General features: G+C 66.8%; 25 protein-coding genes. 13 read left to right on the top strand and 12 right to left on the bottom strand.

Annotation, left to right across the window (positions count from 1 at the left end):
• The first annotated feature begins 36 nt into the window (after positions 1–36).
• Complete coding sequence (locus BLM15_RS22510) at positions 37–1,284, top strand: SGNH/GDSL hydrolase family protein (protein WP_126114849.1); 1,248 nt, start codon at positions 37–39, stop codon at positions 1,282–1,284.
• Here the strand turns inward: BLM15_RS22510 and BLM15_RS22505 are convergent.
• The 8 genes from BLM15_RS22505 to BLM15_RS31455 form a co-directional block, all read right to left on the bottom strand.
• Positions 1,262–2,446, bottom strand: coding sequence for a winged helix-turn-helix domain-containing protein (locus BLM15_RS22505; RefSeq protein WP_126114848.1), 1,185 nt, complete (start codon positions 2,444–2,446; stop codon positions 1,262–1,264). The genes BLM15_RS22510 and BLM15_RS22505 overlap by 23 nt on opposite strands.
• An 85-nt stretch (positions 2,447–2,531) precedes the next feature.
• A complete protein-coding gene (locus BLM15_RS22500) occupies positions 2,532–2,807 on the bottom strand; it encodes a hypothetical protein (protein WP_126114847.1) in 276 nt (91 codons plus the stop codon).
• A gap of 6 nt (positions 2,808–2,813) precedes the next feature.
• Positions 2,814–3,824 (bottom strand): WD40 repeat domain-containing protein, encoded by a 1,011-nt coding sequence (locus BLM15_RS22495; protein ID WP_126114846.1) that lies wholly within the window; start codon positions 3,822–3,824, stop codon positions 2,814–2,816.
• Between the two features lie 15 nt (positions 3,825–3,839).
• On the bottom strand, positions 3,840–4,802 hold the full coding sequence (locus BLM15_RS22490; RefSeq protein ID WP_126114845.1) for a CobW family GTP-binding protein: 963 nt from the start codon (positions 4,800–4,802) through the stop codon (positions 3,840–3,842).
• Between the two features lie 42 nt (positions 4,803–4,844).
• Positions 4,845–5,753: a metal ABC transporter substrate-binding protein gene (locus BLM15_RS22485; RefSeq protein ID WP_126114844.1), complete on the bottom strand. Its 909-nt coding sequence runs from the start codon at positions 5,751–5,753 to the stop codon at positions 4,845–4,847.
• Positions 5,754–5,789: 36 nt separating this feature from the next.
• Positions 5,790–6,665 carry a metal ABC transporter permease gene (locus BLM15_RS22480; RefSeq protein ID WP_126114843.1) on the bottom strand — a complete coding sequence of 292 codons (876 nt, stop codon included), beginning with the start codon at positions 6,663–6,665 and terminating at the stop codon, positions 5,790–5,792.
• A 24-nt stretch (positions 6,666–6,689) separates the two neighbouring features.
• Complete coding sequence (gene aztA / locus BLM15_RS22475) at positions 6,690–7,415, bottom strand: zinc ABC transporter ATP-binding protein AztA (protein ID WP_126116302.1); 726 nt, start codon at positions 7,413–7,415, stop codon at positions 6,690–6,692.
• A 34-nt stretch (positions 7,416–7,449) separates the two neighbouring features.
• Positions 7,450–7,596 carry a hypothetical protein gene (locus BLM15_RS31455; RefSeq protein WP_164547608.1) on the bottom strand — a complete coding sequence of 49 codons (147 nt, stop codon included), beginning with the start codon at positions 7,594–7,596 and terminating at the stop codon, positions 7,450–7,452.
• A 153-nt stretch (positions 7,597–7,749) separates the two neighbouring features.
• Here BLM15_RS31455 and BLM15_RS22470 point away from each other — a divergent pair, with 153 nt between their 5' ends.
• Positions 7,750–8,724: a hypothetical protein gene (locus BLM15_RS22470; RefSeq protein ID WP_126114842.1), complete on the top strand. Its 975-nt coding sequence runs from the start codon at positions 7,750–7,752 to the stop codon at positions 8,722–8,724.
• Between the two features lie 155 nt (positions 8,725–8,879).
• A complete protein-coding gene (locus tag BLM15_RS22465) occupies positions 8,880–9,143 on the top strand; it encodes a hypothetical protein (protein ID WP_126114841.1) in 264 nt (87 codons plus the stop codon).
• Between the two features lie 153 nt (positions 9,144–9,296).
• Here BLM15_RS22465 and BLM15_RS22460 read toward each other — a convergent pair whose 3' ends face one another.
• Positions 9,297–10,919, bottom strand: coding sequence for an OpgD/OpgG family glucan biosynthesis protein (locus tag BLM15_RS22460; RefSeq protein WP_206438556.1), 1,623 nt, complete (start codon positions 10,917–10,919; stop codon positions 9,297–9,299).
• 272 nt (positions 10,920–11,191) lie between these two features.
• Here BLM15_RS22460 and BLM15_RS22455 point away from each other — a divergent pair, with 272 nt between their 5' ends.
• The 3 genes from BLM15_RS22455 to BLM15_RS22445 all read left to right on the top strand — a co-directional run bounded on the left by BLM15_RS22455 (position 11,192) and on the right by BLM15_RS22445 (position 14,716).
• Positions 11,192–12,121: a TAXI family TRAP transporter solute-binding subunit gene (locus BLM15_RS22455; protein ID WP_164547707.1), complete on the top strand. Its 930-nt coding sequence runs from the start codon at positions 11,192–11,194 to the stop codon at positions 12,119–12,121.
• A gap of 76 nt (positions 12,122–12,197) precedes the next feature.
• Positions 12,198–14,357, top strand: coding sequence for a TRAP transporter permease (locus tag BLM15_RS22450; protein WP_126114839.1), 2,160 nt, complete (start codon positions 12,198–12,200; stop codon positions 14,355–14,357).
• Between the two features lie 23 nt (positions 14,358–14,380).
• On the top strand, positions 14,381–14,716 hold the full coding sequence (locus BLM15_RS22445; protein WP_236846381.1) for a DUF1850 domain-containing protein: 336 nt from the start codon (positions 14,381–14,383) through the stop codon (positions 14,714–14,716).
• 3 nt (positions 14,717–14,719) lie between these two features.
• On the opposite strand, the gene BLM15_RS22440 is transcribed toward BLM15_RS22445, so the two are convergent.
• Positions 14,720–14,959, bottom strand: coding sequence for a hypothetical protein (locus BLM15_RS22440; protein WP_126114838.1), 240 nt, complete (start codon positions 14,957–14,959; stop codon positions 14,720–14,722).
• A 113-nt stretch (positions 14,960–15,072) separates the two neighbouring features.
• Here BLM15_RS22440 and BLM15_RS22435 point away from each other — a divergent pair, with 113 nt between their 5' ends.
• From BLM15_RS22435 to BLM15_RS22410, 6 genes are all read left to right on the top strand, one after another.
• Complete coding sequence (locus BLM15_RS22435) at positions 15,073–16,662, top strand: gamma-glutamyltransferase family protein (protein ID WP_126114837.1); 1,590 nt, start codon at positions 15,073–15,075, stop codon at positions 16,660–16,662.
• Positions 16,663–16,689: 27 nt separating this feature from the next.
• Entirely contained in the window at positions 16,690–17,886 is a 1,197-nt protein-coding gene (locus tag BLM15_RS22430; protein ID WP_126114836.1) for an amidase, read from the top strand.
• Between the two features lie 13 nt (positions 17,887–17,899).
• Entirely contained in the window at positions 17,900–18,532 is a 633-nt protein-coding gene (gene nthA, locus BLM15_RS22425; RefSeq protein ID WP_126114835.1) for a nitrile hydratase subunit alpha, read from the top strand.
• The gene (gene nthB, locus BLM15_RS22420; protein ID WP_126114834.1) at positions 18,529–19,188 is read left to right on the top strand and encodes a nitrile hydratase subunit beta; all 660 of its coding nucleotides are present in this window, start codon (positions 18,529–18,531) and stop codon (positions 19,186–19,188) included. Before nthA ends, nthB begins: the two co-directional genes overlap by 4 nt.
• Positions 19,175–19,558, top strand: coding sequence for a nitrile hydratase accessory protein (locus tag BLM15_RS22415; RefSeq protein WP_164547607.1), 384 nt, complete (start codon positions 19,175–19,177; stop codon positions 19,556–19,558). Before nthB ends, BLM15_RS22415 begins: the two co-directional genes overlap by 14 nt.
• Before the next feature lie 78 nt (positions 19,559–19,636).
• Complete coding sequence (locus BLM15_RS22410; protein WP_126114832.1) at positions 19,637–20,569, top strand: DUF6454 family protein; 933 nt, start codon at positions 19,637–19,639, stop codon at positions 20,567–20,569.
• Between the two features lie 119 nt (positions 20,570–20,688).
• Here BLM15_RS22410 and BLM15_RS22405 read toward each other — a convergent pair whose 3' ends face one another.
• Positions 20,689–21,705, bottom strand: a complete 1,017-nt coding sequence (locus BLM15_RS22405; protein WP_126114831.1) for a nickel/cobalt transporter — start codon at positions 21,703–21,705, stop codon at positions 20,689–20,691.
• Positions 21,696–22,331, bottom strand: a complete 636-nt coding sequence (locus tag BLM15_RS22400; protein WP_164547606.1) for a DUF1007 family protein — start codon at positions 22,329–22,331, stop codon at positions 21,696–21,698. Before BLM15_RS22400 ends, BLM15_RS22405 begins: the two co-directional genes overlap by 10 nt.
• Before the next feature lie 292 nt (positions 22,332–22,623).
• On the opposite strand from BLM15_RS22400, the gene BLM15_RS22395 reads away from it, so the two are divergent.
• Entirely contained in the window at positions 22,624–26,175 is a 3,552-nt protein-coding gene (locus BLM15_RS22395) for an indolepyruvate ferredoxin oxidoreductase family protein (protein ID WP_126114829.1), read from the top strand.
• Positions 26,176–26,183: the final 8 nt, after the last annotated feature.

Raw genomic sequence — 26,183 nt, 5'->3', positions numbered from 1 at the left:
GGCGGCGCCACCCTCTGACCGGCGCCGATCGAGAGCATGATGCGCACGCGTTCGCTCTTCATGGTTCTGGCCGCGGCCCTGCTCGTGCTCGTCACCGGCGGACCGATCTCGATCGCCCAGAACCCGGTGCCTCCGGGTCGGATACCGCAAGCGCCGCCGCAGGGCCGCAGCCTGTTCAACATGTTCTGGCAGATTCCGGAGAGGCCGGCGGTCCAGCAACGGCAGCCACGCGAGCGCGTCGCGCCGGCCCAACGCCGGGCGCCGACCCGCGTCGTCGTCCGCGACGACCCGGTCATCCCCAAGGTCGACGTCAACCACCATGTTCTCGTCATCGGCGATACGCTGGCAGGGCAGATCGCCGAAGGGCTCGATGACAGCCTGGGCGACCGCGCCGATGTCGCGGTGGTAAACAAGGCCAAGGCCGATAGCGGCTTGGTGCGCACCGATTTTTACGATTGGCCGAAGGCAGCCGGTGAGCTGCTGGCCGCCGACGCCAAGGTGATGGTCGGGGTCATCATTCTCGGCCCGAACGATCGCCAGGTGATCCGTGAAGGAGACGTCACGCACGATCCCTTGAGCGAGCGCTGGCTCCAGCTCTACAAGGCCAGGATCGATGCCGTCGCTGCGGCCTTCGGCACAAAGCGGATACCGCTGATCTGGGTTGGCGCGCCGCCGATGCAGAACCCCCGGCTATCGACAGACCTGATCACGTTGAACGACCTCTTCCGCAAGGGCGCGGAGGCCGGCGGCGGCCAGTATGTCGATCTCTGGGGCGCCTATGTCGACGGCGAGAACCGCTATACGGCGACCGGGCCGGACGTGAACGGGCAGATCGCCAAGCTCCGGCTCGGCGACGGCGTCCATTTCACCAAGGCCGGCGCCCGCAAGGCCGCGCATTTCGTCGACGTCGTCATTCGCCGCCTGCTCGAGGGTGCGCCGACGCAGAACGTCATCGCACTACCGACCTCGCCCGAAACCAGTGCGCCGCTCACACCCGAACTGCAGCCTGGCGGCGTCGAGCGCCTGATCGACCGCATGGTCAGCGGCCTGCCCGCCGATCTCCAGCTCATCCCGGTCGCCCCGCCAAAGCCACTGGCTGGCCCGATCCTACCCTTGACTGGCGCGATTGTGGGCAGCGGTGACACGGCGTTGATCACCTCGGTTCAGGAGGCGCGCGGTCGCGGCGATGTCGCAGCAGGGCTCGACCGCGTCTTCGGCCAGGGCATCGCGCCAGAGCCGCGCCCCGGCCGCGCTGACGATTTCAGCTGGCCTCGATTGAACTGAACCCGCCATCACCAAGCTGAAAGCGTTCGAAGCGCTGCATCTCCTCGTCGACCTGCCGTTTCAACTCCGGCGACAGCTCGGGTTCAAGCCAGGTCCATTGCTGCACCAGAAGCTTGCGCGCTGCCCGGTCGGTCTTGAGATCGGCGACGGCGACGATGCGGTCGCCCGCCAGCACCGGCAGGCCGAAATAGCCGAAGACGCGCTTCTCCTTCGGCAGATAGGCCTCGAAGACGTGGTCATAGCCGAAGAACAGCTTCAGCCGCTTGCGCTGGATGATCAGCGGATCGAAGGGCGAGAGGATGTGGACGAGGCTGTCATCGGCCGGCGCTGATGGCTCCAGCACCTCCGGCCTCGCCCAATGCAGCGTCTTCTCGGCACCTTCGATCGCGACGGGCACCAGCTCCTTGCGCCGCACGCGTCCCGCGATCAGTTCGGCGATCGCCTTCTTGCTGGGTGCATCGAGATGGCAGATCGAGTCGAGACTGACGATACCCTGCGCCTGCAGGGCCCGGTCGAGCTTGTAGGCGGCGATCTGCCGCTCCGAAGCCGGGGTCGGAGACTTCTCCCAGCCAAAATGCCGGTCGAGCAGCTCATAGGTCTTGAGCATGCCGGAGCGAGAGGAGATCGCGAGCTCGCCATCGTAGAAGGCGCGTTCGAGCAGGCCCTTGGACGGCTTCTTGCTCGCCCAGAGATGCGTCTTCTCGACCAGTACGTCGGTATCGATGTCGCGGATGGTGAGCGCGCCGTCCTTGCGGATGCGGCGCAGCAGCTTGCGCGTCTCCTCGCGGCTGCCGACCGAAGCCCAGCGCTTCGGCTCGGCCCGATGCGCCTTCATCGCCGGCAGGAAATAGCGCAGGTCGGCACTCGCCACATAGGACAGCGCATGCGTCCAGTACTCAAAGACCGACTTGTCCAGCGATTGCGCCTGCGCGAGGTCATCACGGCGATAACCTGGAATCCGGCTGTAGAGGATGTGATGGTGACAGCGCTCGACCACGTTGATCGTGTCGATCTGGACATAGCCGAGATGCGCGATGGCCGCCGCTGTCGCTTCCGGTCCAGCGCCGAAAGGTTCGCGCGTGTCGAGCTTCTGGGCCTTGAGCAAGATCCGGCGCGCATTCGCCTTGTCGAGCTTCAATATCTTTCGTGGTCGCGTCGCCATCACAGCAAGTTAGCCATCGCGGCGCCAAAGGTTAAGGCGCTGCCCCGCCACCTGCTGACAGCTCATGGCGGTGGTCTTCACCGACTCAGCCCGCAGCGGACAGCGCCTCCGCCAACGCCTCAGGCCTCAGCTCCGCCAGCCCCATCTGGACCTTGAAGGCCCTGGTTTTCTCGCCCGGCCTCATCACCAGGATCACTGTCTCGGTGCCCGGGCAGGCGGGATCGGCGCAGAGGATCTCGTTGACAGCGATCACAGCGTTGTCGGGCAGGCCGAGCAGCTCGCGCACCTGCCGCTTGATTTGCGCCGAGGCATCGGCCCCGGCGGCGTCGCGCTTGTCCCTGCCGAACAGGCCAAAGCGCATCGCCGCTCAGCCGCCCGGCAGGGTCAGCACGCCGGCAGCGCCATCTTCGGCACCGAAGGCGAGGCGCTTGCCGAGCTTGTCCCAGGCGAAGGCGGTGATGCCGCTGCCGCGCTGCGCCGGCCGCACCAGCAGTTCGGAGGCGTCGGTCAGGCGCACCATCAGGATGCAGCCGTCATCGTAGCCGATCGCCAGTACCAGCGCCTTCGGATGGAAGGCGACGCGGGTGACCTTGGCATGGCGCGCCCCGCATTCGCGCGGCGCCTTGCCGGTCGGCCCATCACCCTGGAAAGGCCAGACGATGGCGGCGTCGGCTCCCGACGACGCAAGCCAAAGTCCGTCATGCGACCAGGACAGCGAGCGAGGCTTGGCTGGATAGCCGGTCATGCGCATATGGCTCGGCTTGTCGCCAAGGCGCCAGCCATGCAGCGCGTTCTCCTGCATCGCACTGACGACGAAGCGCCCGTCGGGCGACCAAGTCACCTCGAGATGCGAGCCCTTCCAGTCGAGGAAATCGGGCTTGGCCTCGGTGTTGGGATACCAGAGCAGAACACCGTTCATCTGGGCGATGGCAAGGCGATAGCCCTTCGGCGCGAAGACGAGGCCCTGGGGCGTCGAGGCGACCTCGATCGACCTGAGCTTGCCCTTGTCGTCGCGGGCATGGACGGTGCGACCAGTGTTCCAAGCAAGGCTGCCGGAAGAGGCGACCGTCACGGCGTCGATCCAACGCCGCTTCGGGTCGAGCGCGAGTTCCTTCGGCTCACCATCGGCTGGTGTCGCGACGACGCGGCCGTCGTCGCCACCGCTGATCAGGCGCTCGCCATCCGAGATGGCGCAGAGCAGTCCACCACGATTGGCCTCGACGCTCACCGTCTCGCCATCGCGCCAGCGCAGCACGCGGCCATCGGCGAGCGCGAAGGCCAGCGTCTGCTTCAGCCAGAAGGCGCCGACGACATGCTCGCCAGCTTCGACGGGAACGACATGCTCGCGCAGCGAGACGGGTTTGGTGATGGTCTCCATGGCCTTGGCTTTAGCTCAAGCCGCGCAGGCCATGAACCCCTTTCGCAACGCCGCCTCGTCGAGATCGCGGCCGATGAAGACCAGGCGCGAATTGCGCTCCTCGCCAGCCTTCCAGTCGCGTTGCAGGTCGCCGTCCAGGATCATGTGCACGCCCTGGAAGACGAAGCGGCGTGGCTCGTCCTTGAAAGCGAGGATGCCCTTGGAACGCAGGATGTTCGGACCCTGCACCTGGCTGATGTCGTTGATCCAGGGCATGAACTTGTCCGGATCGACATCGCCGGGAAGCGTGAACGACATCGAGCGGACATCATCGGAATGGTGATGATGGTGGCCGGATTCGAGGAAGTCCGGCTCGATGTCGAGGATGCGGTCGAGATCGAAGGCGTTGCGGTCGAGCAATTCGGCGATCGGCAGGTCGCAGCGCGTCGTCTTGTGCAGCTTGGCATAGGGGTTGATCGCGCGGATCGCCGCCTCGACCTCGGCGAGCCCTTCCGGCGTCACCAGGTCGGTCTTGTTCAGGATGATCACGTCGGCGAAGGCGATCTGGTTCTTCGCCTCCGGCGCGTCCTTGAGCCGGTCCTGTAGCCATTTCGCGTCGGTGACGGTCACGACCGCGTCGAGCTTGGTGGCGTCGCCGACATCCTGGTCGACGAAGAAGGTCTGCGCGACCGGGGCGGGATCGGCGAGACCGGTGGTCTCGACGATGATCGCGTCGAACTTGCCCTTGCGCTTCATCAAGCCGTCGAGGATGCGGATCAGGTCACCGCGCACCGTGCAGCAGATGCAGCCATTGTTCATCTCGAACACTTCCTCGTCGGCGCCGACGACGAGGTCGCCATCGATACCGGTCTCGCCGAACTCGTTGACGATCACGGCGAATTTCTTGCCGTGGTCCTCGGTGAGGATGCGGTTGAGGAGCGTGGTCTTGCCGGCGCCCAGATAGCCGGTGAGCACCGTGACAGGAATCTTCTCGGACATGACTAGAACCTGGTTGGCGGCGCTGCTGCGATCGCGGCCCGGTCAGGCCGGGCCGGCGACGAGCGCCTTCTCGATCTGGCTTATATTGTGTTTCATCATCGCGATGTAAGTCCCAGCCGGACCGTCTGCGGCCGAGAGCGCATCCGAATAGAGCCGCCCGCCGATCTTCGCCCCGCTCTCTTTGGCGATCTGCTCAGCGAGACGCGGATTGGTGATGTTCTCAAGGAAGACCGCCGGCACCTTCTCCGCCTTGATCTGGCGGATGATGCGGGCGACGTCCTTGGCCGAGGCCTCGGCCTCGGTCGAGACGCCCTGCGGCGCGATGAACGCGATGCCATAGGCTTTGACGAAGTAGCCGAAGGCATCATGCGAGGTGATCGCCTTGCGCCGATCGGCCGGGATGCGCGCAACCGCAGCCTTGATCTCGGCATCGAGCGCATCGAGCTTTGCAAGGTAGGCGGCGGTATTGGCCTCGTAGGTCGACTTGCCGGCCGGATCAGCCGCGATCAGCGCATCGCGGACATTGCCGACATAGATCTTGGCATTGGCGACGCTCTGCCAGGCATGCGGGTCTTCCCCGCCATGGCCGTGGCCGTGATCATCTGCCGTCTTTTGGGGCGTGATACCTGTGGTGGCGGTGGCGATCGTCGCCTTCGTGCCCGACGACTTGATCAGCCGGGTCAGCCAGCCCTCGAACTTCAGCCCGTTGACGACGACGAGCTTCGCCCCTGCCACCGTCTTCGCGTCGGCCGGTGTCGGCGAATAGACATGCGCGTCGCCGTCGGGCCCGACCAGCGCGGTCACGGCGACCCGATCGCCACCGATCTCGCGCACGAAATCGCCGAGGATCGAGAAGCTCGCGACGACGGGCAGCTTCTCCTGGGCGAGGCCCGGTAACGGGAGAGCGACACCGGCAGCAAGGCCGAGGAGAACGGAGCGGCGGTTCAGCATGGCATCTCTCGCGCTATATGAAACACTATAACATAACTAGCGCTGGAGATGGGCCTTCGGCAAGAGCCGTCGTGCAAGGCCGCCCTGCGATCCCAGCAGGAGCGAGCCGAGATAGAGCGCGCCGGCCGACAGAATGATCGCCGGTCCCGCTGGAAGATTGCTGCCGGCGGCGTAGGAGGCGACGAGGCCGATATAGCCGGACGCCATGCCGAAGCCGGAGGCCAACAGGATCAGCCGCGTGATGTCGGCGGTCCAGAAACGTGCCGCCGCCGCCGGCAGCATCATCAGCCCGACTGCGAGCAGCGTACCGAGCGCGTGGAAGCCGGCGACGAGGTTGAGCACTACGAGGCCGAGAAAGGTGAGGTGGACCACGCCACCCGAGCGGCTGACCGAGCGCAGGAAGCCGGGATCGACGCATTCGAGCACAAGCGGCCGATAGACCAGCGCGAGCACACCAAGCGTCAGGCTGGCGACGCTGGACAGCAGCACGAGCACATCGTCGTCGAGCGCCAGCACATTGCCGAACAGCACATGGAAGAGATCAACGGCCGAGCCGCGCAGCGAGACCAGGGTGACGCCGAGCGCCAGCGAGATCAGATAGAAGGCGGCAAGCGATGCGTCTTCCTTGAGCACGGTCAGGCGGGCGACGGCACCGGCGGCGAGCGCGACGGCAAAGCCCGCGGCCAGCCCGCCCAGCGTCATCGCCGGCAGCGAGAAGCCGGCGACGAGATAGCCGAGCGCGGCGCCCGGCAGGATCGCATGCGCCATGGCGTCGCCGGTCAGGCTCATCCGCCGCAGCATCAGGAAGACGCCGATCGGCGCACCGGAAACCGACAGCGCCATCACGCCGACCAGCGCCCGGCGCATGAAGTCGAATTCGGCGAAGGGGCCGATCAGGAGGTCGTAGAGCATCGGCCTTGTCTTATGTCGCTGCGCTCAGGCGGCGCAGGGCGCGGCGTGGCTGTCGAAGGCCTCGACCATGCGGCGCGCCTTGAGCAGGTTGTTCGCCGTCAGCACCTCACCGGTCTCACCCCAAGCGATCGCCTCGCGCGCCAGTAGCAGCGTCTGCGGGAAGGCGCGCTTCACCGTCTCGATATCATGCAGGACCGCAACGACGGTGCGGTTCTCGCCGTGCCAGCGCTGGACCAGCGCCAGCAGATCAGCGCTGGTGCGGGCATCGATCGCCGTGAAGGGCTCGTCGAGCAGGATGATGTCGGCGTCCTGCAGCAGGAGCCGCGCGAACAGCGCCCGCTGCATCTGCCCGCCCGAGAGCGTGCCGATGCTGCGGCCCTCGAAGCCGGTGAGGCCGACGGCGGCGATCGCCGCCTCGATCTTATCGCGCTGACCAAAGCCGATCCGACCGAAGATGCCGGCCGTGCCCCAGAGACCCATGGCAACGAGATCGTAGACATGAATCGGGAAGGAGCGGTCGAGTTCGGCCGACTGCGGAAGATAGGCGAGCCGCTTGCCCTTCTGAAGGCTGACCGTACCGTCGAGCGGCGCGAGCGCGCCGGCGATGGCCTTGAGCAGGGTCGACTTGCCGGCGCCGTTCGGTCCGACGATCGCGGTGAGGCTGCCCGGCGCGATCTCGCCCGAAAGATGATGCACCGCCGGATGGCGGTCGTAGCCGAGCGTCAGATCGCTGAAACGGATTGCGGGCACGGGTTCTGTACTCTTTTTCACGCCAGATTCTTCATCACGCAATGACGGCGAAGGTCGCCGCCCACAGCACCAGGATCACGCCGAGCGCCAGGCCGAGCCGTTGCCCGGCCGAAAGCCGCAGCAGCGACCAGCCGGGCGCTTCCGCCACGGGGCCGCGGTGATGGGCATGATCATGGCTCATAAGGAATGATATAATGTTACGCTCGGCGGCAAGCAAGCTCGGTTTGGCGTAGAACCGAAGCAGGGGCCAATCTCGGATGACGCAAGGTCATCCTTGATGTAACCATGGCGGCACCTTTTCGGAGTGAAGCACGGATGTCGGGAGGAGGTGCGCATGCGTACCGCATTCTGGTTCAGCCTACCGCTTGTCGCGCTCGCGCTGATTTCCTGCCAGACCGCTCCGGACACGGCCATACTCGTCACACCCGGCGCGCCGGGCCAATGCAGCATCGCGAGCGAAAAACGCTTCGTCGCGGGGAATGAGACGGTCCGGCTGGGCCGTGCTCAGGGGCTGCCGCCGGCCGCCAATTTCGCGGTTTTTGCCGCGCCGCTCGCAGTCAATACCGACGGGGCGCCGACCTCATATCACCCTCGCGATTTTCTCGGGACCTCGCTGGCCATCAACCGGATCGACAACGGCATCGCGATATCGAAAGCCGGCGGTCTGACGCAGGCGGAGAAGATCGCGGCCTTCGAGCGTTGGCGCGATTCCGGCTGGACGGTGCCGGCAGGCCATACGATCAGCTGGCGCAATGTGATCGCCCCGGACACCAACGGCAAACCTTGCACGTTCGCCAGCGGGCCCAATGCCGGGTATTTCGGTTCGCTCACAGCCTTGAAGAACGGCTTGTCAGGTGCCGCTGCCGGGGAATGCCAGGTGGCCAACCAGCTTGATCAACGTGTCATCCCTGCCATCGTGCTGCGGGGCAACGCCAATCCCCTCAAGGAGTTCGGGGCCAAGACCGGTGATCTGGTGCTGGCGCTCAATCCTGCCACCGGACGAAGCGTTGCCGCCGTCATCGGCGATACCGGGAACGGCAACCGCATCGGCGAGGGCTCGGTCGCGCTCAATATGGCATTGCTCGGCAGGAGCGAACAGCCGAGAACCTATCAAGACGCGATCAGGCTCGATACCGGCTCGTCCGACATGGTCGTGGCTGTGCTACCCGCCACGGTGGCCTATCAGCGTACGCGCCCCTACACCGCGGAAAACATCGCCCAACGCGTCGAGGCTTGGGCGCTGGAGCGCGGATACGGTTCGACGGCGGGGTTGGCTGCGGCGGCGCAAGCCTGCGGGCGCGGGCTCTGAACTCGACCGGGCAATGCCGAGGCGCGTCCCCGGCGGTATTGATGCACCTGAATTTCGGCTGACATCTTTTACCGGCAAGCACGATTGCGCTTGCGCGGAATGCCTGACGGCGGCGTTATCGACCTCGCCGATGACAGCCGAACGGGAGCGGATAGGTGAGCGCCGAGCGGGTGACCTTCAAAGCGATACGCAACGGCGTCGCGACCGAGATCGCGGCCGATGCGATCGAGATCGGCCTGCCCGACGGGCTGAGCTTCCGGATCATGGCTTTTGCCGGCCGCAAGGGCTCGGCGACCCTGCATATGCCGGCCGACGATCCGCAGGCGCCGAGCTTCGACGTGTTCTGCGTCGAGCCCGGCGCAGCCAACACGCTGTTCATCTCCGTCGACCGGGCCCAGAAGCGCCAGATCGAAGGGTAGGCGTCTCGGCTCAGAAGCCGGTTCGAAACTCGCTGCGGCGCGCCAGATGACGGTGTTTTCGAGAACCGGAGCGCAGCGGACATTGGTCCGTGAGCACCGGAAGCGCAGAAAACGCCGCTAGATGGCCGCCGGAGTAGAGTTTCGGACGGGTTCTCACCCCGGCAGGTACTGGTACAGCCAAGTCTCGGTCAGCACCTTGTCGCCGCCGCGCAGGAAGCAGCGCATCTCGACCGGGTCCGCGCCCTCGACGGTAAGATCGAACTGCGCCCGCCAATGGCCGGGCACGTCGTTCGGCACCGCTTCGGCGAAGGTATAGGAAAAGCTGCCGCGCGAGGCCGAGAGCACGACCTCGGGCTTGACCCCGAACGGGATGTCCTCGAGCGCCGGCCCCTTGAACTCAATCATGAACTTGCGCACGCCCTTGGGCCTCACCGTGCCGGGCTGGCCGCCATTGCCGAGCCTTGTCGCGACGACGCGGCCGAGCGCCGGCGGGAAGGGCTCGTCGGCGAGCCAGTGCAGGCGGTAGCGGAAATTATAGGCGTTACCGGCCTTCGCAGGCACTTCCGGCACCCACATCGCGACGATGTTGTCGTGGATCTCATCGTCCGTCGGGATCTCGATCAGCTGGACAGCACCCTTGCCCCAATTACCCAGCGTCTCGATCCACAGGCTCGGGCGGCGCTCATAGAAGACGCCATCCAGATAGTGGCCGATTTCGCGGTCACGTTGCATCAACCCGAAGCCGCGCGGGTTCTCGTCGACGAAGGACGAGGCGACGGTGCGCTGCGGATTGTTGAGCGGGCGCCAGGCGCGCTCGCCGCGACCCGTCCAGAGCGCCAGCCCGTCGGAATCGTGCACCTCCGGCCGCCAGTCGACCATGGTCGCCTTCGCTGTCTCGGAATACCAGTACATCGAGGTCAGCGGCGCGATGCCGAGCCGCGCCACGTCCTTGCGCAGGTGCAGCTCCTGCTCGATCTCCATGTCGACGCCCTTGCCGCGATGCATGCGGAAGCGGAAGGCCCCGGCCACACTCGGTCCCGAAAGCAGGGCGTAGATGATCACGTACTCGGCGGCCTCGGGCGGCGTCTCCAGCCAGACATGGGTGAAGTCGGGAAACTCCTCCGGCCGATCGCCGACCGCAGGGTCGATCGCGAGGCCGCGGGCCGAGAGCCCGTACTGGTAGAGCTCGCCGATGGCGCGGAAGTAGGAGGCGCCGAGGAAGGCGACCCAGTCGTTCTTCTGCCAATCGAGCTTCTCGCCCTTGCGGCCGGGATGGCCCGAACGGCTCTCCTGAAAGCGGAAACCAGCAAAGCCCGCGCCCGGCGGCAACTGCTTGGCCGGGGAATCGGCCGGCATCTCGAAATAGCTCTCGTCGTAGACGATCTCGCGCGCCTTGCCGTCGTCGAGGACATGCATGCGCACCGGCTTCTGGAAGTAGCGGCCGAGGTGGAAGAAGGTCACCGGCCAGGGCGAGGGCCCGTTGGCCCAGAGCGCCAGCTCCGGCTTGAACCTGATCTTGCCGTGGGCGTCGTAGTCGATCTTCTCGAGCACGTCCGGCTTCGGGTTCGGCGGCAGCTCATAGGGCTTGCTAGCGAGATCACGGGCGCGCGCCTTCAACCCGTCGAAGGAGAAGGCCTCGGCCACGCCGAGCTTCAACCCCTGCTGCGCCAGCGCCGATCCGGAGAAACCCGCTGCGGCGAGAGCGGCCGTACCGGCGGCGCCTGCAAGCAGCGTACGGCGGTCGATCAGGGGCGTGGTCGGCTGTCGCGGCTGCATCGGGCGGGGCGCTCCATCGGGAAGGGTCAGCTGGAAGATGGTGTTTCCGGCTAGCCTGTCCAGCCGGCGAGGGCAATCTCCCGAGCTTCCTGGCGTCAGCAGGGCGGAAATCGCACGCAATCGCGGCAATCCAAGTGGCTAGAGCTTTGGAACAACTTTTCTTTCGCCCCGCGAACGGCCTACAACTAAGGAAAGTCCGGCCGTCCGAGCCTGACCATATATCGGGAGGAACCATGACAACGCTGCTCGCCGGCCGCCGCTTTGCCGGGCTCATGACTGCTGTGCTCATCGCCGTGACCCCGGTCGCTGCCAAGGCGCAAGACTTCATCAACGTCCTGACCGGCGGCACCTCCGGCGTCTACTATCCGATGGGCGTCGCGCTCTCGAAGATCTACGGCGACAAGATCGCGAATACCCGCCCCTCGGTGCAGGCGACCAAGGCCTCGGTCGAGAATCTCGTACTCCTCCAGCAGGGCCGCGGCGAGATCGCCTTCACCCTCGGCGATTCCCTCGACGCCGCCTGGAAAGGCGACGAGGAGGCCGGCTTCAAGACCCCGCTGAAGAAGTTGCGCGGCATCACCGCGATCTATCCGAACTATGTCCAGATCGTCGCCTCGAAGGAGAGCGGCATCAAGACGCTGGGCGATCTCAAGGGCAAGCGCCTCTCGGTCGGCGCGCCGAAATCCGGCACCGAGCTCAACGCCCGCGCCATCCTCGGCGCCGCCGGCATCGCCTACAAGGACCTCGGCAAGATCGAGTACCTGCCCTTCGCCGAGTCGGTCGAGCTGATGAAGAACCGCCAGCTCGACGCCACCCTGCAATCGGCCGGGCTCGGCGTCGCCTCGATCCGCGACCTCGCGAGCTCCGTCGAGATCGTCGTCGTCGAGGTGCCGAAGGCGGTGATCGACAAGGCTGGCCCGCCCTTCATCAGCACGCCGATCCCGGCCAACACCTATGGCGGCCAGACAACGGACGTGAACACGGCCGCCGTCGTGAACTACCTCGTCACGCATGACGGCGTGAAGGAGGAACTGGTCTACCAGATGACCAAAAACATCTTCGAGAATCTCGGCGAACTCGGCTCGTCGCATTCGGCCGGCAAGTCGATCAAGCTCGAGAATGCGCTCGACGGCATGCCGGTGCCGCTGCATCCGGGTGCCGCGCGCTATCTCAAGGAAAAGGGCCTGAAAGTCGGCTCCTGACCCGCTGCATGAGCGAGGAGATAAGCGACGCCGGCTCAACGAGGGCCGGCGTCGTCGCATGACGGGAAATGGGGCAATGACGCAGCAGACCACAGTCGCGGGAGCCGATACCGACCGGCTGCACGAGCTCTCCGGCGCGAGCGGCGCGCCGATCGAGAACGAGGCGCTCGACAATTTCGAGCACGGCTTCCCGCCCGGCTTCGGCCCCGGCAAATGGGGTCTGCTCGCCTATGGCGTCGCGCTCGCTTTCGCCTCGTTCCAGATCCTGATCTCGGCCTGGCATTTCCTGCCGAGTCAGGCGGTGCGCGGCGTCCATGTCGGCTTCCTGCTGCTGCTCTCCTTCGGCCTCGTCGCCAATTTCAAGGCGAAGACCGAGGCTGGGCGCTGGCTCGGCTGGGCGATCGGCCTGCTCGGCTTCCTGATCGGCCTCTACCAGCTGATCTTCTATGCCGACCTGATCCTGCGCGACGGCGACCCGACCACGCTCGACCTCGTCGTCGGCTGTCTGCTCGCCATCCTCGTCTTCGAGGCCGCCAGGCGCCTGATGGGCAACGCCCTGCCGATCATGTGCGGCGTCTGCCTGCTCTACTGGTTCTTCGGCCAGTATCTGCCCTCGCCGTTCAACCATCGCGGCTATGGCTTCGACCAGATCATCGGCCATCTCTCCTTCGGCACAGAAGGGCTCTATGGCGTGCCGACCTATGTCTCGGCCACCTACATCTTCCTCTTCATCGTCTTTGGCGCCTTCCTGGAGAAGGCCGGGATGATCCACCTCTTCAACGACGTCTCGCTCGGCCTGTTCGGCGGCGCGCGCGGCGGCCCGGCCAAAGTCGCGGTGTTCTCCTCCGGTCTGATGGGGATGATCTCGGGCTCCGGCGTCGCCAATGTCGTCACCGTCGGCCAGTTCACCATTCCGCTGATGATCAAGTTCGGCTACCGGCGCGCCTTCGCCGCCGGCGTCGAGGCCACCGCCTCGATGGGCGGCCAGATCATGCCGCCGGTGATGGGCGCCGCTGCCTTCATCATGGCCGAGACGCTGGGCGTCGACTATTCCGAGATCGTCAAGGCGGCCGCGATCCCCGCCGTGCTCTACTTCGCCTCGGCCTTCTGGATGGTGCATCTGGAAGCCGGCAAGCACGGCCTCAAGGGCATCGAGCGCCATCTGCTGCCGAGCCCGCTCCGGGCGCTGCGCGAGCGCTGGTATCTGGCACTGCCGCTCGCCGTGCTCGTCTTCATGCTGTTCCACGGCTTCACGCCGCTCTTCGCCGGCACGATCGGGCTCGCGCTCACCGTCGGCCTGCTGCTCGGCACCGGTGTCGCGCTCGGCTTGAAGACAACGACGCTGCGCGTGATCTTCTGGGTCGGGCTCGGGCTGATCGCCGGCGCACTGCTGCGCGAGGGCATGGATGTCCGCGTCGTCGGCGGCCTGATCCTGGCGCTGATCCTGCTCAACGCCCTGACCATCGGCGGCCGGGCGACACTCGCCATCTGTCGCGACGCGCTCGCCGACGCCGCCAAGACGGCGCTGCCGGTCGGCATCGCCTGCGCCATCGTCGGTACCATCATCGGCCTCATGACCCAAACCGGCATCGGCACCACCTTCGGCGCCTGGATCATCGGCCTCGGCAAGACCAGCCTGTTCCTGGCGCTGGTCCTGACGATGATCCTCTCGATCCTGCTCGGCACCGGCATCCCGACGATCCCGACCTACATCATCGTCGCGGCGCTCGCCGCCCCGGCGCTGGAGAAGCTTGGCGTGCCGCTGATCGTCAGCCACATGTTCGCCTTCTACTACGGCATCATGGCCGACCTCTCGCCGCCGGTGGCGCTGGCCGCGCTGGCGGCCGCGCCGATCGCCAAGGAGAACCCCGACAAGATCGGCTGGGAGGCGATGCGCGTCGCGCTCGCCGGCTACGTCATCCCCTTCATCGCCATCTATTCGCCGGCGCTGATGCTACAGCCGGGCGACCCGATGTCGAACCTGATCGGCTTCTGGCCATCCGTGGTCTACGCGGTGATCAAGGCGAGCATCGCCATCGGCCTGTTCGGCATGGTCGCGATCGGCTTCCTGTTCGGCAGGCTCAGCGTGCTCGAGCGCGTCCTCTGCTTCGCCGCCGCGGTCTTCCTGTTCGGCGAGTTCCCCTATAGCGATCCGCTCGGCTATGCGCTCGCCGCCGCGATCGTCGCCCGCCATTGGTGGGTCAATCGCGAAACGGCAGCGACCAGGCCGGCGTGATCTGCCTTGCCGCCGGAACTCTCGTGATCTCGCTTGGTGCGAGCGAGATCACGCTCTCTTGGCGTCATTCGGTGCAGAAATCGCTGTGGGAAGAAGTCTGGCGAGAAGCGCCTGAGGGCCTCGTCATCACCGAGGCGCGTATCCAAGGCTCCGGCGCCGGCATGGACCCGCCTGATGGCGCCAAGCTCGTCGATGGCTTCTGGCGCTGGAAACCGGATCTGGCGCCCTTGCGCGAGGTCGTGATGCGCCGCTCCGGCGCGACCGCCGACTGGCGGGTCTGCGTGGAGGGCCGCTGCCGATCGCTCGACGAATTGCTGCCGGCCGAAGCCGATCCTGTCGTGATGAAGCCGTGCGGCTGAGCCTCAGCCGCGATGGGTCAGGCGCTCGATCTTCACAACGCGGCGCATGAAATTCACCAGCCCATAGGCGGCGAGCACCGAGAACAGCCCCATCAGCACATAGGCGACGATCGGCCCGAGCTCGAACAGGCCGGCGAGTGCCCAGCCGGACGCCAGCGCGACGCCGAAGATCTCGACCGCGATCAGGATGGCGAGCGAGATCACCATGATCACATTGCGCCAGTTGGTGCGGCCAGCCGCCATGCTTTTACCCTCGGAACCCATGCACGGACCGCCTAGCCTAGGCGGCGGCGGCATGCAACAAAATCGCGCCTTCCGGCAAAATGGTCACGCCTGCCCCAAACGAAAAGAACCTGATGCCCGATTCTCCGGTTTTCAACTCGGCCGCCGTTGCGGCGCCCCATCGCCTCGCCTCGGAAGCCGGCCGCGCCATCCTGACCGAGGGCGGCAACGCGATCGAGGCGATGGTCGCCATGGCCGCGACGATCGCCGTCGTCTACCCGCACATGAACGCGATCGGCGGCGACGGCTTCTGGCTGGTGCACGAGCCCGGCGGCAAGGTCCACGCCATCGAGGCCTGCGGCCCGGCGGGCAGCCTCGCGACGATCGAGCGCTATCGCGAGAAGGGCCACGACACGCTGCCGGCGCGTGGCCCGGACGCGGCGATCACCGTCGCCGGCGCGATCGGCGGCTGGCAGGCAGCGCTAGCACTGTCGAACAGCCTCGGCGGCAGGCTGCCGCTGAAGGACCTGCTCGCCGATGCCATCCGCCATTGCGCCGAGGGCTACGACATCTCGGAGTCCGAGCTGCGCACCTGGCCGCAGGAAGTCGATGCGGTGAAGGCTGCGCCCGGCTTCAGCGAGTTCTTCTGGCCCGGCGGCAAGCGGCCCAAGGCCGGCGACAGACGAAAAGCCACAGCGCTCGGGGAGACGCTGGAGCAGCTTTCCCATGCCGGGCTCGACGATTTCTATCGCGGCGACATTGGCCGCGAGCTCGCCGAGGATCTGGGCCGCCTCGGCGCACCCATCACCCGCGCCGATCTCGAAGCCTTCCGCGCCCGGCCCGTCCAGGCGCTGTCGCTGAAGCTGCCGGGGCTCACCGTCTACAATTTCCCGCCGCCGACGCAGGGGCTCACCGCCCTGATGATCCTCGGCATTTTCGAGAAGCTCGGCGTCACCCGGCCGGAGAGCTTCGACCACCATCACGGGCTGGTCGAGGCTGTGAAGCGGGCGCTCGCCATCCGCGACAAGGTCGTCACCGACCCGGCCTTCATGACGATCGACGCGGCGAGCCTCCTCACAGACACCGCCCTGGAACGCGAAGCCGCGAAGATCGACCGCAAACGTGCCGCGAGCTGGCCGTTCCGACCCGGCGAGGGCGACACGATCTGGATGGGCGCGATCGACGGCTCCGGCCTCGCGGTGTCCTATATCCAGTCGCTCTACTGGGAATACGGCTCCGGCTGCATCCTGCCGAAGACCGGCGTCAACTGGCAGAATCGCGGCGTCTCCTTCTCGCTCGATGCCAAGGCACTGAACCCGCTGACGCCCGGCCGCAAGCCATTCCACACGCTCAACCCGCCGCTCGCCCGCTTCGACGACGGCCGGATCGTGAGCTATGGCGCGATGGGCGGCGACGGCCAGCCGCAGTTCCAGGCGCAGATCCTGTCGCGCTATCGTTTTGGCCAAGGTGTGGCCGATGCGGTCGACGCGCCGCGCTGGCTCTTCGGCCGCACCTGGGGCGCGGGCTCGATCTCGCTCAAGCTGGAGAACCGCTTCGACCCGATGCTGCTGGCACGGCTCACCGCCGCCGGACACCCGGTCGAAGAATACAGCGAGGCCTATTCCGACCAGTTCGGCCATGCCGGCATGCTGGTGAAGCACCAGAAGGGACATGTCGAGGCGACGCATGATCCGCGCTCGGACGGCGACGCCCGCGGCATCTGATTGGGATCTGGGGGGATCTGAGAACACATGATCGAGAACGACCCGTTCCGCTGCTTCGTGCCTTATCCGGACGCGCCGGTGAAGCATGCCTCCTCCGGCCCGCTCTCCGGGCTGACGCTCGCGGTCAAGGACCTGTTCGACGTCAAGGGCTATCCGACCGGCGCGGGCTCGCCGACCGTGCTGGCGCTGTCGGGGATCAAGACGAAGACCGCGCCGATCGTGAAGGCCTTCCTGGAGGCCGGAGCCCGCTTCGTCGGCAAGACCCATACCGACGAGCTCGCCTTCTCGCTCAACGGCAAGAACGCCCATTTCGGCTCACCCGTGAATCCGGCGGCGCCTGACCGTATCACCGGCGGCTCGTCGTCCGGCTCGATGGCGGCGGTCGCCGGCCGGCTCGCCGATATCGGCCTCGGCTCCGACACCGGCGGCTCGGTCCGCGCGCCGGCAAGCTATGGCGGGCTGTTCGGCATCCGCCCGACGCATGGCCGGCTCTCGCTGAAGCGCGCCTGGCCGCTGGCGGAGAGCCTCGACACCGCCGGCTTCTTCGCCCGGGACGGCGAGGTCTTTGCGCGTGCAGCAAATGCCGTTCTCGGCAAGGACCGGGTGACGCTGCCGGAGACGCCGCGCCTCCTGCTCGCCGACGACCTCTTCGCCCAGGCCGTGCCCGAGGCCGAGCGCATCCTGCGCAATGTCGTGCAGCGCATCGTGCCGATCCTCGGCCAGCCCGAGGTGGTGCGCGCCGTCAGCGACATGGACGCGCTCTATTGGGCCTTCCGCTGGATCCAGGGGCGCGAGGGCTGGGAGGCGGACGGCGCAATGATCGAGCGTCATGCCATGCCGCTCGGCCCCGGCGTCGCTGAGCGCTTCGCCTTCGGCAAGGCGGTCAGCGATGCGGAGGTCGCCCGCGGCGACAGCGTGCGCAAGGCTTTCCGGGCGAAGCTCGCCAAGTTGCTCGGCAAGGACGGTGTGCTGATGCTGCCGACCGTGCCCGATGTCGCGCCGCTGGTCAGCGCCGGCGAGCCGGAGCTCGAGGATTTCCGCAACCGTGCCTTGCGCCTGCTCTGTCTTGCGGGGCTCTCCGGCTTCCCGCAGATTTCGATCCCTGTCGCCCATCGCGACGACGCCCCGCTGGGCTTGTCGCTGATCGGGCCGAAGGGCTCCGACAAGTCGCTCGCTGCCTTCGCGGTGAAGTTCGAGCGGGCGGCGCGGATCAGGCTGGCATGACGAGGAGGGCGCGATGAGCGGCCACGACCATCACCACCATCATGACCACGAGCACGACAACCACTTCACCCCGATCGAAGCGCGGGTGAAGGCGCTGGAATCGCTGATGGTCGAGAAGGGCTATGTCGATCCCAGCGCGCTCGACGCGATCATCGACACCTATGAGACCAAGATCGGCCCGCGCAACGGCGCCCGTGTCGTCGCCAAGGCCTGGAGCGATCCGGCCTATGCCGCGCGCCTGAAGGCGGACGGCACCGCCGCCGTCGCCGAGCTCGGCTATGGCGGGCGCGGCGGCGAGCACATCGTCGCCTGCTTCAACACACCGGAGGAGCACAACCTCATCGTCTGCACCCTGTGCTCCTGCTATCCGTGGCCGGTGCTGGGACTGCCGCCGGTCTGGTACAAATCGCCGCCCTATCGCGCCAAGGCAGTGATCGACCCGCGCGGCACCCTCGCCGATTTCGGCGTGAGCCTGCCGGCAGGCCAGCGCATCCGCGTCTGGGACTCGACCGCCGAGACACGTTTCATCGTCATTCCCATGCGGCCTGAAGGCACCGAAGGCTGGAGCGAGGACGAGCTCGCATCCATCGTCAACCGGGACTCGATGATCGGCGTCGGCCTACCCTCCCCGGAGGACAGGCCATGAACAGCGCCCACGATCTCGGCGGCCAGATGGGCTTCGGCCCGGTCGTGCCGGAGAAGGACGAGCCGATCTTCCACGCCGACTGGGAGAAGAAGGTCCTGGCGATCAACGTCGCCGCCGGCGCGATGGGCGCCTGGACGATCGACGGCATCCGCCATGCGCGCGAGAGCCTGCCGCCGGCGCAATACTTGTCGTCGAGCTACTACCAGATCTGGCTGGCGGCGCTCGACAAGGTGCTGGTCCAGCAGGGCTTCCTGAGCAAGGAGGAGCTGGCGTCGGGTGTCGCCGGCAGCACGCGCCGGGAGCCCAAGCGCGTCCTGAAGGGCGAAGAGGTTCCGACCGTCCTGCGCCGCGGCTTCCCCTATGAGCGCGAAGCGCCGGCCCCGGCCCGTTTCAAGGTCGGCGACAAGGTCCGCACCATCGTGATGCATCCGCAGCACCATACCCGCCTGCCGCGCTATGCCCGCGGCAAGCAGGGCGTCGTCGAGCTGGTCACCGGCTGCCATGTCTTCCCCGACACCGGCGCCCATGGTGCGCCCGAGATGGCGCAATGGCTCTACACCGTCGTCTTCACCGGGCCAGAGCTCTGGGGCCGCGACGCCGATCCGACAGCGACCGTCAGCATCGAGGCCTGGGAGAGCTACCTTGAGCCGGCCTGACACCGCACTCGCTGACGCGCTCGCGGCGGGCACGCCGATCCCGCGCGACGCCAAGGGCCCGGTCTTCGCCGAGCCCTGGCAGGCGCAGGCCTTCGCCCTCGTCGTCGCTCTGCAGAATCGCGGTATCTTCAGCGCCGATGAATGGGCGCAGGCACTCGGTGGCGAGATCCGCGAAGCCCTGGCCAATGGCGGCTGCCGCGACGGCTCCGACTATTACGAGCGCTGGTGCGAGGCGCTGGAGCACCTGCTGATCGAAAAGGGCCTTGCCTCGCAGACGAGCGTCGATGCCCGCGCCGCCGCCTGGGAACGCGCCGCCGAGGCAACGCCGCATGGCAAGCCGATCCTGCTGGAGAACGACCCGCAGCGCTGATCCAGGCTTTGCAGCGCCGTCACGAAGCGCGACTATCCCGGCAACGCCCGACGACTGGGCTGCCAATGGAGGATCGCGATGAAGACCGCAGTGATGGCGCTTGCCGCCACGGCGCTGGCGACGACGGCGCAGGCCGCCGACCCCACGCTCAACACGCTACTCCCGAAGCTGACGCGCGCGACGCAATGGACGCAGAAGGCCGCGATCGAGCTGCAGTTCCCGACCCACCATCCGCAGGGCATGGTCAAGATCGGCGACGCCTTCTTCATCTCCTCGGTCGAGATCAAAAAGCCGACGACGCGCTATACCGAGCCGAAGGACGGCTATGACCGCGACACCGGCGAGGGCGCCGGCCATCTCTTCAAGGTCGATGCGCAGGGCAAGCTCCTGGCCAGCGTCACGCTCGGCGAGGGCTCGGTCTACCATCCCGGCGGCATCGATTTCGACGGCAAGGATCTGTGGGTGCCGGTCGCGGAATACCGGCCGAACAGCCAGTCGATCATCTACAAGGTCGATCCGGAGACGCTGAAGGCGACCGAAGTCTTCCGCTTCAAGGACCATGTCGGCGGCATCGTCCACAACACCGACGGCAAGTCGCTGCACGGCGTCAGCTGGGGCTCGCGGCGCTTCTATGCCTGGCCGCTCGGCGCCGACGGCAAGATCACCAACGCCACCGCTGCCCCCGAGACGCTGCGCGTCGCCAATCCGGCGCTCTATATCGACTATCAGGACTGCCATTTCATCGGCATGAGCCGGATGCTCTGCTCCGGCCTCAATAACTACCGCGCCAGCAAGGACGGCCCGGTTTTCCGGCTCGGCGGCTTCGAGATCGTCGATCTCAAGGACAACCGCGCGGTCTTCCAGATGCCGGTCGAGCTCTGGTCGCCGTCCGGCCTGCCGATGACGCAGAACCCGTTCTGGGTCGAACCAGCGGGTGAAGGCGTGCGCGCCTATTTCATGCCGGATGACGATAAATCGACCCTGTTCGTCTACGAGGCAGCCGCGAAATAGAGCCGGTTCGGACGCCTTCTTCGTCATGGTCGGGCTTGTCCCGACCATCCACGTCTTACTTCCTGGAATGCGGTGTTCAAGACGTGGATGCTCGCCACAAGGGCGAGCATGACGGTGAGCTAACTCCCCTGCCCGGCGGCCCACAGGCCGAAGAACAGCGCCGCGCCCAGCACCGCGACGAAGGCGGCCGCCAGCACTTCGAGCCCGGCGATGATCCGGGCTCCACGGAGTGAACCGCCGCCGGCGAAGCGCAAAGCCGCGAATTTGAAGAACACCGCCAGCGCCGCCAGCGCCCCGGTGGTCAGCGCCGTGCCGAGCGCCATGGCGAAGGTCGCGGCAATGCCAGCCCAGAGCAGGCCCTGCGCATTGGCGAAGACGAGGATGATCAGCGCGCCCGCACAGGGCCGCAGGCCCGCCGCCAGCACGACGCCGGCCATCTCGCGGAACGAGCGCAGGCGCGAGACCTCATTGGCACCGGGCATATGGACATGGTCGCAGGTTGCGGGGTCATGCGCCGCGCCGCCGCCGAGCGCGACAAGGTTGCCGGCCTTGCGCCAAAGCACAAAGAGCCCCACCAGCCCCACCAGCGCAAAGCTGCCCTGCTCGATCACCCAGGTGGTCGAGGCCATGGTCTTGGCCGTCGCGTTCAATGCCAGCGTCAGCGCGCCGACCAGCCCGATCGCGACCAGCGCCTGCACGATTGCCGCGGCAAAACTAAGCGCCAGCCCGCGCTTCAGGCTGCGATTATCGGCGACAATGTAGCCTGAGATCACCGCCTTGCCATGGCCGGGTCCGGCGGCGTGGAAGACGCCATAGGCGAAGGCGAGCCCAAGCAGGCCGGGGAGTGCTGCCGGCGATTGCGCGATCGCCTTCAGCGTCGCCGTCAGCTCGCGATAGAAGCTCGACTGCCAGGCGAGGATGACCGCGCCGATGCCGGTCGTTGCCGGCAGCGCCTCGCGCGGCAGCGCCGTGCCAAACGGGTTGCGCGGCGGCGGAGGCGGCGGCGGGAAATAGAGGCTGGCCAGCCAGGCGATCAGCCCGAGCGCGCCGGCGACCAGAGCCAGCGCCAGCAATGCGACCAGCAGCCGGCGCGGCCAGAGCGGCAGGCCCGGCGCGGCGGGGGCGCTCAGGGACATGCCACCAGCGCCCGTGTGGTGACCTGATAGGCGCTCATGTCCGGCGTCGCGGTGATGTCCTCCTGCGCCAGGCGCTGCTGCGTCGCCGCGTCGAGCTTGGGCGGGCGCATGATCCGGACGATGCAGCCCTTGGGCGCATCGCGGGCCGCCACCGCATCGGCCTCCTCGCCGATCTCGAAGGCAACGAAATAGGTGGGGTCACCGACCTCGATGCCGAAGGAGCGGTTGGCCGTCGCCGGGGTCTTCAGCGGCAGCGTATAGGTCAGCGTCAGGATCTTGTTCTCATAGGCGAGCGAGGCTTCGCCCGGCGTGCCGAATTCCTGCACCTTGCCATTCGCCTTGGCGATGGTGAAGAAGCCGACGTCCGGCAGCGATTCCATGTTCACCTTGGCGAGCTCGGCGAGCTCGTCCGAGGTCAGCTTGCCGTCGCCGTTCTTGTCGAGGCCCTGGACCATATAGGCCGAGTAGGCCTCGTCGAAGCTCCAGCGATGCCGCAGCGCCTTCACCGCGCCGTCGGTGCCGTAGAGGATCTCGGTGCGCGACGTCACGAAGACGTGCGGATGCGCCAGCGCCGGCAAGGCGAGGCCGAGCCAGGCGAATGCAGCGGCGAACAGCGTCAAAAGCATCGAGTATCGCGGCACGCGGCAATTTCCTCGAATCTGCGGCGAATCCGGCTGGGCCTTCATACAAAAACGCGCCTTGCGCGCCTACCCTGCAATCTCCTACCGGAGGCCCTGCCGGCATCGCCCGCAAAGGCGGCCAAATCGCGGCGCAGCGCTATCGAGCAGTCTGGAATTAGCCCAGAGTGATTTGACGATATCACGTCGGTTATGTCAGCCTTGTTGACATAATAACGGATTGGAGGCCGGCCCTACCGGTCCCATAGTCGATGGATATGCGATCGTCGGGAGGTCGGCCATGGCCGGTACGCAGCAGACTTCGCAGAGCGCCCCAACGGGCGAGGCGGACCTAAGAGTGGTCGCGCTCGACGACAAATATGACCTCTCCAAGCAGCAGATTTTCCTGACCGGCACGCAGGCCATCGCCCGCATGCTGCTGGTCCAGCATGAACGCGACCGGCAAGCGGGCCTCAACACCGCCGGCTTCGTCTCCGGCTATCGCGGCTCGCCGCTCGGCGGGCTCGACCAGCAGCTCGCCCGAGCTGGCAAGCAGCTGAAGCCCGCCAACATCGTCTTCCAGCCCGGCCTCAACGAGGACCTCGCCGCCACCGCGATCTGGGGCACGCAGCAGGCCGAGCTCTCCGGCGAGGGCAAATATGACGGCGTCTTCGCGCTCTGGTACGGCAAGGGCCCGGGCGTCGACCGCACCGGCGACGTCTTCCGCCACGGCAACATGGCCGGCACCTCGCGCCATGGCGGCGTGCTCTGCCTGCTCGGCGACGACCACACGGCTGAATCCTCGACCAACGCCCACCAGACCGAGTTCGTCCTGGTCGACCGGATGATGCCGATCCTGAACCCGGCCGGCGTCCAGGAGATCATGGATTATTCCCTGCACGGCTTTGCGCTCTCGCGCTTCGCCGGCGTCTGGGTCGGCCTGAAATGCGTCAAGGACAACATCGAATCAACCGCCTCGGTCAATGGCTCGGTCGACCGGGTCAGCATCGCGATCCCCGATGATTTCGTCATGCCGCCGGGGGGCCTCAGCATCCGCCGCGAGCTCGATTTCCTCGACCAGGAGAAGCGACTGCATCTCTACAAGCGCGCCGCGATCCTCGCATACTTGCGCGCCAACAAGCTCAACCAGACCATCCTCTCGGGTGGCGCGAGCCCGCGCATCGGCATCATCACCGTCGGCAAATCCTATCTCGACGTCCGCCAGGCGCTGGAGGAGCTCGGCCTCGACGAGGTCCGCGCCAACGACCTCGGCATCCGCCTGTTCAAGATCGCCTGCCCCTGGCCGCTCGACCCGCAGGAGCTGAAGGATTTCGCCGGAGGACTCGACCTCGTCATGGTGGTCGAGGAGAAGCGCTCGCTGATCGAGGTCCAGCTGCGCGAAGAGCTTTACGGCACCGCTCATCAGCCGATGGTGATCGGCAAGAAGGACGAGCAGGGCGAGTGGCTCTTCCCGGTCCATGGCGCGCTCGACCCCAACGACATCGCCATCGCGCTCGGCGCCCGCCTGCTGCAGTACCGCGACGATCCGGCACTGAGGACCCGCCTCGAGGAGATCGCCGCAGCTCAGGGCCGGCTGGCCGAGGCGATCGAGGTCGCCAAGCGCACGCCCTATTTCTGCTCGGGCTGCCCGCACAACTCCTCGACCGTCGTGCCCGAGGGCTCGCGCGCCTATGCCGGCATCGGCTGCCACTACATGGTGCAGTGGATGGACCGCGACACCGCCGGCTTCACCCAGATGGGTGGCGAGGGAGCCAACTGGGTCGGCGAAGCCCCGTTCTCGAAGCGCGGCCACGTCTTCCAGAACCTTGGCGACGGCACCTATACCCATTCCGGCTCGCTTGCGATCCGCTGGGCCGTCGCCTCCGGCGTCAACATCACCTACAAGCTGCTCTACAACGACGCCGTCGCGATGACCGGCGGCCAGCAGGCGGAAGGGCATCTTTCGCCCGACCAGATGGCCCGCCAGGTCGCGGCCGAGGGCGTCTCGCGCATTGCCGTGGTCTCCGACGATCCCGACAAATATCCGGCCGGCACGCTCTGGCCTCCCGGCACCACCCTGCACCACCGCGACGATCTCGACGCCGTCCAGCGCGAGCTGGCGACCGCCTCCGGTGTCTCGCTTTTGCTCTATGACCAGACCTGCGCCACCGAGAAGCGCCGCCGGCGCAAGCGCGGCGCCTATCCCGACCCGGACAAGCGCATCATCGTCAACGAGCTGGTCTGCGAAGGCTGCGGCGATTGCGGGGTGAAGTCGAACTGCGTCTCGGTCCAGCCGCTCGAAACCGAGTTCGGCCGCAAGCGCCAGATCGACCAGTCGAACTGCAACAAGGACTTTTCCTGCGTGAAGGGTTTTTGCCCCTCCTTCGTCACCGTGCATGGCGCGCGGCCGAAGAAGGCTGAGCCGCGCACGCTGGACGCCTCGGCCCTCGGCGCAAGTGAGCTGCCCGAACCAAAGGTTCCCACGCTCGACCGCAACTTCGCGATCGTCGTCACCGGCGTCGGCGGCACTGGCGTCGTCACCATCGGCGCGATCCTCGGCATGGCCGCGCATCTGGAAGGCAAGGGCTGCGGCATGATCGACATGGCCGGCCTCGCCCAGAAGGGTGGCGCGGTCTTCAGCCATGTCCGCCTTGCGCCGACGCCGGACGAGATCCACGCCATCCGCGTCGCTGCCGGCCAGGCCGATCTCGTACTCGGCTGCGACCTCACCGTCACCGGCTCGAAGAAAGTGCTGGGCGCGATCCGCCCGGGCTCGGCCGTCGTCGTCAACACCGCGGAGAGCATGCCCGGTGACTTCACCCGCAACGCCGACTTCTCGCTGCCGACCGAACGGCTGAAGCGCGCGGTCCTCTCCGCAGCCGGCCGCGACAACACGCATCTCGTCGATGCGACTGCGGCGGCGACCACTTTCCTCGGCAATGCCATCGCCGCCAACATGTTCATGCTCGGCTACGCCTGGCAGTTCGGCGCCGTGCCGCTCTCGCGCGCCTCGCTGCTGCGCGCCATCGAGCTCAACGGCGAAGCCGTCGCGATGAACAAGCAGGCCTTCGAGCTCGGCTGCCGCGCCGCGCATGATCCCGAAGCGCTGGCCGCTACCCTCGCCGAGGCCAAGGCACCGACCGACGCCCGCCAGATCTCGCAGAGCCTCGACGAGATCGTCGCACGCCGTGTCGACTTCCTCACCGGCTATCAGAACGCCGCCTATGCGGCGCGTTATCGCGATCAGGTCGAGAAAGTGCGAACGAAGGAGGCGGGCATCGTTCCTGGTCAGAGCACACTGGCTGAGAGCGTCGCCCGCTATCTCTTCAAGCTGATGGCCTACAAGGACGAATACGAGGTCGCCCGGCTCTACAGCGACGGTGCCTTCCGCAAGCAGCTTGCCGCGACCTTCGAAATGGACAGTGCATCGGGCGAGCCCGTGCGCCTTGAATTCCACCTCGCCCCGCCGCTGCTGGCCAAGCGCGATCCCAACACCGGCCTGCCGCGCAAGATGAGCTTCGGCCCGTGGATGATGGGCGCCTTCGGCCTGCTCGCGAAGCTGAAAGGACTGCGCGGCGGCGCCTTCGACATCTTCGGCTACAGCGAGGAGCGCCGGACCGAGCGCCGTCTGATCACCGACTATGAGGCGCTGGTCGCCGAGATCCTGGGCAAGCTGACCCCGCAGAACCACGCGCTCTGCGTCGTGCTCGCGGCGATCCCCGAAAAGATCCGCGGCTTCGGCCACGTCAAGGAGCGCCATCTCACGGCTGCCAAGGCCGAGGAAGCCGAGTTGCTGAAGCGCCTGCGCGACGGCTCGGCAGAGGCGTTGGCCATGCCGCGGGCGGCAGAGTAGCCCCCGCT

Source organism: Bosea sp. Tri-49 (assembly GCF_003952665.1).
In the GTDB taxonomy this organism is placed as follows: domain Bacteria; phylum Pseudomonadota; class Alphaproteobacteria; order Rhizobiales; family Beijerinckiaceae; genus Allobosea.
This window is presented reverse-complemented; position numbering and strand designations above follow the sequence as displayed.

Bases quoted from the DNA above. Each gene is read 5' to 3' on its own strand.
- BLM15_RS22510 (WP_126114849.1), top strand. From the start codon at position 37: ATGATGCGCACGCGTTCGCTCTTCATGGTTCTGGCCGCGGCCCTGCTC.
- BLM15_RS22505 (WP_126114848.1), bottom strand. From the start codon at position 2,446: ATGGCGACGCGACCACGAAAGATATTGAAGCTCGACAAGGCGAATGCG.
- BLM15_RS22500 (WP_126114847.1), bottom strand. From the start codon at position 2,807: ATGCGCTTTGGCCTGTTCGGCAGGGACAAGCGCGACGCCGCCGGGGCC.
- BLM15_RS22495 (WP_126114846.1), bottom strand. From the start codon at position 3,824: ATGGAGACCATCACCAAACCCGTCTCGCTGCGCGAGCATGTCGTTCCC.
- BLM15_RS22490 (WP_126114845.1), bottom strand. From the start codon at position 4,802: ATGTCCGAGAAGATTCCTGTCACGGTGCTCACCGGCTATCTGGGCGCC.
- BLM15_RS22485 (WP_126114844.1), bottom strand. From the start codon at position 5,753: ATGCTGAACCGCCGCTCCGTTCTCCTCGGCCTTGCTGCCGGTGTCGCT.
- BLM15_RS22480 (WP_126114843.1), bottom strand. From the start codon at position 6,665: ATGCTCTACGACCTCCTGATCGGCCCCTTCGCCGAATTCGACTTCATG.
- BLM15_RS31455 (WP_164547608.1), bottom strand. From the start codon at position 7,596: ATGAGCCATGATCATGCCCATCACCGCGGCCCCGTGGCGGAAGCGCCC.
- BLM15_RS22470 (WP_126114842.1), top strand. From the start codon at position 7,750: ATGCGTACCGCATTCTGGTTCAGCCTACCGCTTGTCGCGCTCGCGCTG.
- BLM15_RS22460 (WP_206438556.1), bottom strand. From the start codon at position 10,919: ATGCAGCCGCGACAGCCGACCACGCCCCTGATCGACCGCCGTACGCTG.
- BLM15_RS22455 (WP_164547707.1), top strand. From the start codon at position 11,192: ATGACTGCTGTGCTCATCGCCGTGACCCCGGTCGCTGCCAAGGCGCAA.
- BLM15_RS22450 (WP_126114839.1), top strand. From the start codon at position 12,198: ATGACGCAGCAGACCACAGTCGCGGGAGCCGATACCGACCGGCTGCAC.
- BLM15_RS22440 (WP_126114838.1), bottom strand. From the start codon at position 14,959: ATGGCGGCTGGCCGCACCAACTGGCGCAATGTGATCATGGTGATCTCG.
- BLM15_RS22435 (WP_126114837.1), top strand. From the start codon at position 15,073: ATGCCCGATTCTCCGGTTTTCAACTCGGCCGCCGTTGCGGCGCCCCAT.
- BLM15_RS22430 (WP_126114836.1), top strand. From the start codon at position 16,690: ATGATCGAGAACGACCCGTTCCGCTGCTTCGTGCCTTATCCGGACGCG.
- nthA (WP_126114835.1), top strand. From the start codon at position 17,900: ATGAGCGGCCACGACCATCACCACCATCATGACCACGAGCACGACAAC.
- nthB (WP_126114834.1), top strand. From the start codon at position 18,529: ATGAACAGCGCCCACGATCTCGGCGGCCAGATGGGCTTCGGCCCGGTC.
- BLM15_RS22410 (WP_126114832.1), top strand. From the start codon at position 19,637: ATGAAGACCGCAGTGATGGCGCTTGCCGCCACGGCGCTGGCGACGACG.
- BLM15_RS22405 (WP_126114831.1), bottom strand. From the start codon at position 21,705: ATGTCCCTGAGCGCCCCCGCCGCGCCGGGCCTGCCGCTCTGGCCGCGC.
- BLM15_RS22400 (WP_164547606.1), bottom strand. From the start codon at position 22,331: ATGCTTTTGACGCTGTTCGCCGCTGCATTCGCCTGGCTCGGCCTCGCC.
- BLM15_RS22395 (WP_126114829.1), top strand. From the start codon at position 22,624: ATGGCCGGTACGCAGCAGACTTCGCAGAGCGCCCCAACGGGCGAGGCG.